Origin of the sequence: Pseudocolwellia antarctica (assembly GCF_049933045.1) — a bacterium.
In the GTDB taxonomy this organism is placed as follows: domain Bacteria; phylum Pseudomonadota; class Gammaproteobacteria; order Enterobacterales; family Alteromonadaceae; genus Pseudocolwellia.
The window spans coordinates 2196349-2207382 of record NZ_CP187926.1; the positions used below are offsets into that span (position 1 = coordinate 2196349).

At 34.6% G+C, this 11034-nt stretch carries 9 protein-coding genes; 1 reads left to right on the forward strand and 8 read right to left on the reverse strand.

The features are described from left to right. Positions 1 to 15 precede the first annotated feature (15 nt). The 4 genes from ACPUVN_RS09500 to pnp all read right to left on the reverse strand — a co-directional run bounded on the left by ACPUVN_RS09500 (position 16) and on the right by pnp (position 6763). Complete coding sequence (locus ACPUVN_RS09500) at positions 16 to 1713, reverse strand: SufS family cysteine desulfurase (protein WP_426356855.1); 1698 nt, start codon at positions 1711 to 1713, stop codon at positions 16 to 18. A gap of 386 nt (positions 1714 to 2099) precedes the next feature. Continuing rightward, positions 2100 to 3581 (reverse strand): tetratricopeptide repeat protein, encoded by a 1482-nt coding sequence (locus ACPUVN_RS09505; protein ID WP_426370517.1) that lies wholly within the window; start codon positions 3579 to 3581, stop codon positions 2100 to 2102. 72 nt (positions 3582 to 3653) lie between these two features. Then, positions 3654 to 4550, reverse strand: a complete 897-nt coding sequence (gene nlpI / locus ACPUVN_RS09510) for a lipoprotein NlpI (RefSeq protein ID WP_426356853.1) — start codon at positions 4548 to 4550, stop codon at positions 3654 to 3656. Between the two features lie 95 nt (positions 4551 to 4645). Then, the gene (gene pnp / locus ACPUVN_RS09515; RefSeq protein ID WP_426370518.1) at positions 4646 to 6763 is read right to left on the reverse strand and encodes a polyribonucleotide nucleotidyltransferase; all 2118 of its coding nucleotides are present in this window, start codon (positions 6761 to 6763) and stop codon (positions 4646 to 4648) included. Between the two features lie 322 nt (positions 6764 to 7085). Between pnp and ACPUVN_RS09520 the strand changes: the two genes are divergently transcribed. Next, on the forward strand, positions 7086 to 7757 hold the full coding sequence (locus tag ACPUVN_RS09520) for an alpha/beta hydrolase (RefSeq protein ID WP_426370519.1): 672 nt from the start codon (positions 7086 to 7088) through the stop codon (positions 7755 to 7757). A gap of 170 nt (positions 7758 to 7927) precedes the next feature. Here the strand turns inward: ACPUVN_RS09520 and ACPUVN_RS09525 are convergent, their stop codons facing one another. The 4 genes from ACPUVN_RS09525 to rbfA form a co-directional block, all read right to left on the reverse strand. Beyond that, the gene (locus tag ACPUVN_RS09525) at positions 7928 to 8452 is read right to left on the reverse strand and encodes a DUF962 domain-containing protein (protein WP_426370520.1); all 525 of its coding nucleotides are present in this window, start codon (positions 8450 to 8452) and stop codon (positions 7928 to 7930) included. Positions 8453 to 8585: 133 nt separating this feature from the next. Continuing rightward, the gene (rpsO, locus tag ACPUVN_RS09530; RefSeq protein WP_426370521.1) at positions 8586 to 8855 is read right to left on the reverse strand and encodes a 30S ribosomal protein S15; all 270 of its coding nucleotides are present in this window, start codon (positions 8853 to 8855) and stop codon (positions 8586 to 8588) included. Between the two features lie 707 nt (positions 8856 to 9562). Beyond that, positions 9563 to 10507 (reverse strand): tRNA pseudouridine(55) synthase TruB, encoded by a 945-nt coding sequence (truB, locus tag ACPUVN_RS09535; protein ID WP_426356848.1) that lies wholly within the window; start codon positions 10505 to 10507, stop codon positions 9563 to 9565. A gap of 28 nt (positions 10508 to 10535) precedes the next feature. Continuing rightward, complete coding sequence (rbfA, locus tag ACPUVN_RS09540) at positions 10536 to 10949, reverse strand: 30S ribosome-binding factor RbfA (protein ID WP_426356847.1); 414 nt, start codon at positions 10947 to 10949, stop codon at positions 10536 to 10538. Between the last annotated feature and the right edge of the window lie 85 nt (positions 10950 to 11034).

Below are 11034 nucleotides of genomic sequence, written 5' to 3' on the forward strand. Positions count from 1 at the left end.
TCTCGATCGCAACATTTACTGTACTACGATTTCTTTTATTCTATTAACAATTGCTATGAGTCCATTCGCTCTAGATGGACTTAAATGTTGAATTAACCCTAGTTTTGTAAAATAAGCATCAATATCAAAGTTAAGAATATTTTCTGCTGTTTGATTGTTATAGGCCGCTAAAGTAATGGTGAGTAACCCACGTATAACTTTAGCGTCACTATCAGCCGTGAAATGAAATATGTCGTTGCTCTTAGTGAAACTAACCCATGCTTTACTCTCGCAACCTTCAACAAGATTATTGTCTGTAAGTAGTTCTTTAGCTAGTCGGGTATGATCTTTCCCTAACATCATAATTTCACGATGTCGGCTGTCCCAACCTTTAAGATTTAAAAATTTATCGATTATCCACTGACTATCAATATTACCCCTATTTTGAGAAGTAATTAGTTTATCTTCTCTGTCAGTTATTGAATCATTTTGATTCGGAGCACTTAAACTTTCTGCTTCATTACTTAATAACTGAGTGAGTACCTTAATCAGCTGGTCTACTTCAGAAAAAGTATTATAGGCCGTCAATGCTACGCGAATACATCCATCAACTTTTAGGTATTCCATTAAAGGCATAGCACAGTGATGCCCTGCTCTAACGGCAATGTTATGGGCATCTAAGAAACTTGCTACGTCATGATTATGGTGATTTTCTATAACAAATGAAAATAGTGGAATACTAGGCACATCGTCAACGAGAAATGAAACAGCTTTTATTGTTTTTAGTTTCTCATAGCAATAACTTAAAAGTTTATTCTCGTAAGTAATAATGTAATTCATATTGAATTGGGAAAGGAAATCTATCGCGCTTGCAAAAGCTACTATTCCTGCAATGTTAGGTGTTCCTGCTTCAAACTTAAAAGGTAAAACATTGTAGCTAGTATGAGCAAAGCTTACTTTAGCGATCATTTCTCCTCCCGTTTGATAAGGAGGCATTTTATTTAAATATTCACGCTTGCCATATAAAACACCTACACCTGTAGGTCCATACATTTTATGTGCTGAAAATAGGTAGAAGTCACACGCTAGTGCTTGTATATCAACTTTTTCGTGAGCAATAGCCTGAGCACCATCAATAATACTCACAATATTGTTTTGTTTACAAAGATCGATAATCGCTTTTACAGGATTAACTTTGCCAATAACATTAGATATATGAGCAAAACTCATGATCTTAGTTTTTGCTGAAATAACAGACTTTAGCGCTTCAACATCAATTATCCCCGTTTTAGTTAATGGGACAACTTTAATAACAGCTGATTTTTTTTCAGCTATTATTTGCCATGGAACAATATTAGCGTGATGTTCACTTTGGCTGAGAATAATTTCATCACCTGCCTCTAAAATCAAATCCCCCAAACTATTCGTTAATAAATTAACACTTTCAGTTGTACCTTTTGTCCAGATGACTTCTTCAAGATATGGCGCATTAATGAATTGTTTAACAGATTTTCTTGCTTGTTCAAATGCAGCTGTAGATGCGGCACTTAATTGATGAGATGCTCGATGAACATTCGCATTATTTTGTTGATAATAGGCTTGGTACTTATCAATAACACACTGAGGTTTTTGAGTCGTTGCTGCATTATCAAAATAAATAAGATCGGCATGATTGAGTTTATTTTTTAATAACGGGAATTGAGCTCTGAACTTTTCAACATTAAAAGTGTGCATGAAATAATGACTTGTTTACATAATAATCTTGCCATAATTATAACTGATAATCGCTACTGATTTATATGAGATGTTTGAAACAATCGACAAAATAGCCATAAGAAACAGGAAATCTGATGAAGCTATATTCTTGGTATAATAATCAGTCACAGTATTTTAAAAATGACTAAACTATTAAAATGATAGAACCCCAAACCAAACGAATAACATACCTAATATAGTAGCGAGTAAAAAGAAAGCGAAAACCGTCCTTAAGGATAATAATTTAAAATCTAACGTTAACTCTCATCTCTTTCTATCATATTCATAAAGCTGGTATTTATTATAGATTGCAACGAGGTTTTAGCACTGTTCCTCTAATCAATTTTTATACAAATAAGGAGAAGTTAATACTCACCTCGTTTCATTTTATTATATCGGTTGATGCTGCTTTTATTTGGTGAATGATCTGAATTGGCGGCTTGTTCTAACTCTCTACTTAAAGCTTTATTTAACCATTTAAGTCCTAAGTTTTCTTTGTTCTTTTTAAATAAAGCTTTCGCAACATTATAATGAAAACTAGGCATTAAATACTGATCTGGCCTCTGTATTAATAGGTTTGTATATAAAGGTATAAAAGACTCTTCGTAATAACGCAGACTTGTCTTAGTTGAAGTAGGTTTGAATGCTTGTACCTTATTTTTATCACATGTTTCCGATTTAAATAAGCCGATAACATTTTCATTATTTAACTTGTAGGATTCTGGTGTTCCTATTATCCATTTGTCTTCACCTTTTATAAGAATCGGTGTAGCTGCATCAATAAGGCTGAACCATGGAACTTGTTTTTCAAGTAAATCTAATACCTCTTCTTTACTGCCTTTGTAATGAGGTTTCATAATAGATATATTATGAGAAAAGCTAGACTGTTGCGGTTTTTGACAAACTTTATGCTTAACAGGTAATGGATACTCGTCGATAAATCCTAATAAATGAGACAATTCATGAATAAATACCTGCGTATTATCCGATGCATCTAAATATAGAATGCCGTTATCAACATTAGCTCCACCTTTATCTAACATGAGTCCGATATAACGAGTATTAATTTCAGAGGTAACATGACTCCATATACTATCATCACACTTAATCGCGCTGCCTTTATTGTATTTACAATCTAATTGTTTAACAGAAATATACCGTGGCGGTTCAAAGCAGATAAAACTAGAAAGGGGATGGTCTTTAATGTTTTGTAAAAGCGTATCAAGTTTATTTAAGTGACTTAAACTAGTCGCAAACAACTGAACTGTGTTGCTACATTCATTCACATTAAGGACTTCTGAATGAGGACGATTAAATAAATTAGTGTCTACTATTCGGTAGCGTTGTAACTCTTTTACGAGTTCATTACTATTGGACTTTTTAATTAACAGTATAAGTTCATTTAACAAGGTTAAATCTCCCAAGCTAACACTTATATCAATCAGTTTATATAAAGCATCTTCTTCATGCTTTAAGGGGAATAAAAGTGCTTTGGCTGCAAGTAATTCACCTTCATCTATATATAGATCAATAAGCTCAGCTGAGGCTTTTTTATGATTAAGTTTAGATGCATTTTTATACCAGTAGATAGCTTGCTTATTATCACCTTCAATATGGTAAATAGTGGCAAGTTTAAAGGCTGTTTCTTTATCTGTTTCGGCAAGTATTTTGGCTAAATAAAACCATTCATTCGATTCATCTTCTACAGACGAAAATTTATATTCAATAGCATCTTCTACACCGTGTTTAATAGCATAAGAAACTTCATCTTCACTTATGGTATTTGATGCGATTTTACTGGCGATATATTGAGGTAAAAAAAATGAGCCTGACGGTATGGTTACCATTAGGCTCATTATTAATATGTTAAAAAGAAATAGAAGTGGTTTCACTTTATAGCGCTAACTAAGCGGGCTTATTTAATAAAGCGCAGTTTCTAATGTATCTTTACGCATTAAATCTAATTCTAATCGCGCATATCTATGTTCAACAAATTCAAATACATTTGTACTTAACGCTAGTTTGAAAAAATTAGCTGCCGAACCAGGTTGTCCATTTAATTGACTGTACTTACCTAAGTAAAAGTAGGCTTCACACAATCTATCGCTTAATTCTTTATTCGTGTTTATATTATTGGTTAAGTTTTCAATAAACTCACCTTGAGATAACTTACCTAAATATAAATCAATAATACTTTTAGCCCAGGTATTATCAGAAATTTCTGATGAACGTATAAGTAAATCTTTTGCTGCTTGTTCTGGGTCAATTTCATATTCAGCTAAGTAAAGCCAAAGTACACGATATGGATCATCTGATTGTCCATTATGAAATGCTTCAAAATCATCACGAGCTAGAACAGGTCTGCCACCATAATAAAGCGCTATGCCTCTATTTAAATATGCGTATTCATGATCAGGCTGCAAGTCGATTGCAGAGTCAAAAGAATCATAAGCTTGGTTGAATTCTTGTAATTGAGTAAATTGAATACCAATAAAGTTGTATGCATCGACTAAATCAGGTTTTAATTTAAGTGCACGATTAAAGTCTAATCGAGCTAAAGATCGTAAACCAACACTGTCATATATAACACCACGGTCATAAAACAATTGCGCACGTTGCTCATCAGTAACGTCGGCTCTCAATATAATGTCACTCAAACGTAAAATAGCTATTTCGCTTTTGTAATTAACCGTAGCGGGTTCAGCAATAATAAGCTGCCCTATTGAATTACTTTCAGCATTATTTCCATTGAGACTTGCACAACCTTGTACACACAAGACAAAACTAACAATTAACAATTTACTTTTTAGCAACACAGCAATATTCCTATAATACGATTGTGATCAGTATATAAAAAAGGGAGCCTATTGGCTCCCTTTTTTGTTATTTGCTCATTAATTCTTACAAATAATTATTCTGCAGCAGGTGCTTCAGTAGTCGCTGGCTTTTCAGCAGCTTCTTTAATACTTAAACGTACACGGCCTTGACGGTCAACTTCAAGTACTTTAACAGTAACTTCTTGACCTTCAGTTAGTACGTCAGTAACAGCATTAACACGTTCTTCAGAGATTTGTGAAATGTGAACTAAACCATCTTTACCTGGTAATACATTAACAAATGCACCGAAATCAACGATACGTACAACTTTACCTTGGTAAATAGTACCTACTTCAATTTCAGCAGTTAATGCTTTAATACGGTTAATTGCATCTTCAGCTTGTTCGCTAGAAGTTGCTGCAATTTTAACTGTACCATCATCTTCAATTTCGATAGTTGTGCCCGTTTCTTCAGTAAGTTGACGAATAGTTGCGCCACCTTTACCAATAACGTCACGAATTTTATCAGTATTGATTTTTAACTTGTGAATACGTGGAGCAAATTGTGAAATATCATCACGAGCACCAGCAATAGCATCATCCATTACACTTAAGATATGAATACGAGCACCCTTCGCTTGGTTAAGCGCAGTTTGCATAATATCTTGAGTGATACCTTCAATTTTAATGTCCATTTGAAGAGCTGTAATACCATTTTTAGTACCAGCAACTTTAAAGTCCATATCGCCTAAGTGATCTTCATCACCTAAGATATCAGAAAGTACAACGTGGCTATCACCTTCTTTAACTAGACCCATAGCAATACCTGCTACAGAATCTTTAATTGGTACACCAGCATCCATAAGTGCTAATGAAGTACCACATACAGAAGCCATTGAAGATGAACCATTTGATTCAGTAATTTCAGAAACTACACGAATTGCATACGGGAATTCATCGATAGTAGGCATTACAGCTAACATACCGCGTTTAGCTAAACGACCATGACCAATTTCACGACGCTTTGGAGAACCAACAAAACCCGTTTCGCCTACTGAGTAAGGAGGGAAGTTATAATGCAACATGAAGTTGTCAGTTTTCTCACCTAAAATAGTTTCAACACGTTGTGCGTCACGTGCAGTACCTAAAGTAGCAGTTACTAATGCTTGTGTTTCACCACGTGTAAATACAGCAGAACCATGAGTTCTTGGTAATACACCTGTCATAACATCTAGAGCACGGATCATTTCAGGATCACGACCATCAATACGTGGATGACCTTGAGTGATACGACCACGAACAATCGTTTTTTCTAAGTCGTGGAATAAATCTTTAGCTTCTTGAACGTTAAGTTCAGCATCTTCAGCTTCTAACTGTGCAATTACTGCGTTTCTGATTTGTGAAACTTTTTCATAACGAACTGCTTTTTCAGTAATTTGGTAAGCTTCATCTACTTGTGTAGTCGCAAGCTCAGCAATTTTAGCTGTTAATGGAGCATTTTTAACAGGTGCAACCCAGTTCCATGAAGGAGTGTTAACTTCAGCAGCAAATTCTTTAATTGCGTTTACAGCAATTTGTGATTGCTCATGGCCGTACATTACAGCGCCTAACATAACATCTTCAGATAATACGTCAGCTTCTGATTCAACCATAAGTACAGCAGCTTCAGTACCAGCAACTACTAAGTCTAGTTTGCTTGTTTCTAATTCTGATTGTAATGGGTTAAGAATATATTTACCGTCAGTATAACCAACGCGTGCTGCGCCAACTGGACCATTAAAAGGAGTACCTGAAATAGCTAATGCTGCAGATGTACCTAATAAAGCAATAATGTCTGGTGCAATTTCAGGGTTAGCTGAAACAACAGTGATAATAACTTGAACTTCGTTTGTGAAACCTTCAGGGAATAACGGACGAATTGGACGGTCAATCAAACGACAGATTAGTGTTTCTTCTTCAGAAGGACGACCTTCACGTTTGAAGAAACCACCAGGTATTTTACCTGCTGCGTATGTTTTTTCTTGGTAGTTAACTGTTAAAGGGAAAAAGTCTTGCCCTTCTTTAGCTTCTTTTTTAGCAACAACAGAAACTAATACACACGTATCGTCCATGCTTGCCATTACTGCAGCTGTTGCTTGACGAGCGATAGCACCCGTTTCTAAAGTTACGGTATGTTGACCGTATTGAAAAGTTTTTGTAACAGTGTTGAACATATGTTCATTCCTTATTTTTTCGGATTATGTCCAATCTGTACAATTATTTATTCACTTATTATAAAAAAGCAGAGCCCTTTTAAGATTTTTTTAAGCTGAACAAAAAATTATACAGTTTGGATAAATTTATAATTAATACGAATATTAGCTGAACCACAAATATTCGCTGGCACATTATACTAACTACCCACACTATTTCCACCTAGAAAGTGTATTACTTAGGGTAAAAGCTTAATAATTTATGTAATAATTTCTTTTGCATTATTCTTTATTCGAATCACTTGATATAATTTAGTTCATTTTTAGTAAAAAGTTTAATTATATGACAACATCTTCATTAGAAAGAATAACCGTTGAGCCTAAATCAACTGCGCAAGCTTGCGTTATATGGTTACACGGCCTAGGTGATTCAGGCGCTGGTTTTGCACCTATCGTTCCTTCACTTAAGTTACCTTCAGATCATAATATCCGCTTTATATTCCCACATGCACCAGACAGAGCTGTCACGATTAACCAAGGCTATGTCATGAAGGCTTGGTATGATATTAAATCAATGGACTTACATAATAGAGCTGATATGACGGGGGTTTTAGAGTCTGAAGCTTCTATTCATCAATTGATTGAAGAACAAATACAGTCAGGTATCCATGCTGATAAAATTATACTTGCTGGTTTTAGTCAAGGTGGCGTAGTGAGCCTATTTACAGGCCTAAGATACTCTCAAAAATTAGCGGGTATTATGGCACTTTCTTGTTACTTACCTAACGCAGATAAGTTACCTGAAAACCTGCACGAAGCTAATAAAACCACAAACATATTACAAAACCATGGTGCGCAAGATGAAGTGGTATTAATGTCATCAGGTAAAATGGCAAATAAGCTTTTAGTTGAACAAAACTATAATGTGCAATGGAAGACTTACAATATGCCACACAGTGTTTTACCAGAACAAATAGATGATATTTCTCTATGGATACAAAAGCAGCTAACATAGCCTTTAGCTGAACCTTTATAGTTTTTAAATCTTTTGAAATTAAAGATGAATTTATCTATGAGCGTTAAGAATTTCAAATGAACCGAACAGGCTATTTATCTGTTCGGTTTTTTATTATCTTAAGAAAGTAATCGCGGCTGTAAATTTTTACTTGAAATTCAGTGTCAACGTTATGTGTGAGTTAATGCTTTTCTTTTAGCAATTGCGACAGGTGTTATTGTCTCTTCTAACTTCTTTTCCCAGCCCAATAAAAAATAAACTTCTGCGAGTAAAAATAATGGTCCAATAAGAAACTGACCTAAGTCATCAACAAATGCAGGTTTAGCTTTTTCATAATGATGCCCAATAAATTGAAATACCCAACCAATAACAAAAACAATGATGGCTATATATAACGCTGATGGGTGAGCCGTTACAAAGCTCACTAAATATAAGTTAACCGCCACGTAAAGCGTCATCCCTATCGCTAACTTAATATGCAACATAAAATAATAAATAAGCGCACAAGTAAAAAACACATAAGCAGGTGTTAATAAAACACTGATACTAAAAATTTCAATATGAAATACATTTAAGCTTAATAACAAAGTTACTGCCCATATGATTAAAGGAATACCTATAAAATGAGTCACAATATTAGTTTTATTAAAATGTACACTTTTATACTGAGCTAATACTTCTTCAATATTTTTCATAACCATGCCTTTATATTTCATCTTTTATACAATTTATCATGATAATAATAGGTATAACAAGCTCAGGTAAGACCAGGGAAATTTAAATAAAAAAAAGGAGCCATAAGGCTCCTTTTTCTTTTTAAATCTAATCTTAACGACGTAGACCTAATTTACCGATTAAAGCAGTGTAACGTTCAACGTTTTTGCCTTTTAAGTAATCAAGTAATTTACGACGTTGACTTACCATACGTAATAAACCACGACGTGAATGATGATCATGTATGTGAGCTTTAAAGTGACCTTGAAGATGGTTGATTTGTGTAGTTAACAAAGCAACTTGAACTTCTGGAGAACCTGTATCACCTTCTTTTTGAGCATATTCTGCAACGATTGCAGCTTTTTCTGTAGCATTTAAAGACATAATATTTCCTTAGTGTGTTTACTTAAACCGAAGATGGAATAAGTAAGTAAAATTCTCATCTAGCCAAACACTAATTCAGCTTAGATGACAAAAGAGCGCGTATTCTATCAGTAAAACCTACGATTGCAACTTATTACTGTAAATCCTTTTAATAATACGGCTTTTATAGGATATAAATGATAGACGACCTTAACTAGGGATAAGTTATACCAAACGGATTAACTTATTGCTCACTTAGCGAGAATTTAAAGGCTTAGAGGCACAGGTTCATAGTTCCAGACTGAACCTAAGCACCTACATCCATGTAGGCGAGGCATTGATTAAAGAGAATGGTTATTCTCGGTAACTGCTCCTGCGTTACCCTAATGTCCTACATCCTTGTAGGAACCTTGTCAAAATCAATAACGCGGCATATGAGCCTTTAAATTCCCGCCCTTCGGGAGCTCATTAGCAAACTGATAACATCACAAAATTAAAAAAATATAGAATAACTATGTTTAATCAATTTTGCTTGTTCTAAGCTTGCTAATGTAGCTCTAAGTTGCTTAATAAATTAATCCGTTTGGTATTATTATGTCGAGATTTGATTAAACAACATTTATTAAAACGTTATTATAGTCATGCGCTTTATACTCAGTCATAAAAAAGGCAACCTCTGCAAGTTGCCTTTATCATTTCGTCACGCTGTGTTTTTCAAAGTACATACTTTATTGAGCAACAACAATACGCTTAGGTGCTATTCGGCCTTCATCATCAATGAAACCCACACCAATAAACTCGCCTTCATCTATGTTCTCACCAATGAAAACTTGAACCATACCGTCTTCAGGTGCATTAGACACTTGTACAGGATTACCATGTCTTAAGTAGTGAGCTGACATATCATCAACAAATACTGGAGGTATTCCATCACAAGCTGTTGTCATAGGTAATAATAATGGATCTAATAAAGTAGAAGGTGAAACTTCGTCAGCTTCAGCTTTTTCTAACAGAGTTTCTAGCTCTGCCATAGTGACCATTCTTTCATTAGGGTAATTACCAACAGCGGTTCTTCTAAGGTTTGCTACATGAGCACCACAACCTAACAATTCACCTAAGTCATCAACTATCGTTCTAATATAAGTCCCTTTTGATACATGAATAGATAAATCGACTTCATCTTCTTCAAATCTCAAAAGCTCTAAATTAAAAACAGTAATGTCTCTCGACTCTCTAGGAACTTCAATCCCTTCACGAGCATATTTATATAAAGGTTGGCCTTGATATTTTAATGCTGAATACATTGATGGAATTTGTTGCGTTGTTCCTCTAAATGAATCAAGTGCTGTATTAAGTTCCTCAGCACTCACATTCACTTCTTTTTCAGAAACAATATCACCATCAGCATCGCTCGTTGTGGTTCTTACACCTAACTTAGCGGTAACAATATAAGTTTTATCTGTATCTAACAAAAACTGAGAAAATTTAGTACCTTCGCCTAAACATATAGGTAACATACCTGTCGCTAAAGGATCTAAAGCGCCTGTATGCCCTGCTTTTTGAGCAAAGTAAATATGTTTAACTCGTTGTAATGCATTGTTAGATGACATTTCATAAGGCTTATCCAGCAACAACACGCCGTTGATTGCTCTACCTTTTCTTTTCTTGGCCATTAAATCTTTACCTTAAAAAATGGTAGCTTTACTCTTTATCATCTTCAACATCAGTTGATTCAACTGATTCATCATCCATTAAGTGTTTATCACTTGCTACAGCTTGATCAACAAGTGAACTCATGCGAACACCTTCAGCCATAGATTGATCATAAACAAAACGTAGATGAGGCATAATACGAGCTCTCAGTTTTTTTGCTAATAATGAGCGAACAAAACCTGCTGCATCATTTAGCACTTCAACTGAGCTTTTAATTTCTGACTCTTCATTAGTAAAAAATGTAACGAAGATTTTTGCGTAAGCTAAATCTCTCGTAACTTCTACTGCTGAAACCGTAGTCATACTTAAACGAGGATCTTTAACTTCTCTCATTAGTATTGTTGCGATTTCTTTTTGAATTTCTTGTCCGACTCTATCGGTACGAGCAAATTCTCTTGCCATGTTAATTACCTATTATTTCAAACAATAAATGAATTATTTACCGTTCTTTAAAAACATAAAAGGGCTAATATAAAATTAGCCCTAA

Bases quoted from the DNA above. Each gene is read 5' to 3' on its own strand.
- ACPUVN_RS09500 (WP_426356855.1), bottom strand. From the start codon at position 1,713: ATGCACACTTTTAATGTTGAAAAGTTCAGAGCTCAATTCCCGTTATTA.
- ACPUVN_RS09505 (WP_426370517.1), bottom strand. From the start codon at position 3,581: ATGGTAACCATACCGTCAGGCTCATTTTTTTTACCTCAATATATCGCC.
- pnp (WP_426370518.1), bottom strand. From the start codon at position 6,763: ATGTTCAACACTGTTACAAAAACTTTTCAATACGGTCAACATACCGTA.
- ACPUVN_RS09520 (WP_426370519.1), top strand. From the start codon at position 7,086: ATGACAACATCTTCATTAGAAAGAATAACCGTTGAGCCTAAATCAACT.
- ACPUVN_RS09525 (WP_426370520.1), bottom strand. From the start codon at position 8,452: ATGAAAAATATTGAAGAAGTATTAGCTCAGTATAAAAGTGTACATTTT.
- rpsO (WP_426370521.1), bottom strand. From the start codon at position 8,855: ATGTCTTTAAATGCTACAGAAAAAGCTGCAATCGTTGCAGAATATGCT.
- truB (WP_426356848.1), bottom strand. From the start codon at position 10,507: ATGGCCAAGAAAAGAAAAGGTAGAGCAATCAACGGCGTGTTGTTGCTG.
- rbfA (WP_426356847.1), bottom strand. From the start codon at position 10,949: ATGGCAAGAGAATTTGCTCGTACCGATAGAGTCGGACAAGAAATTCAA.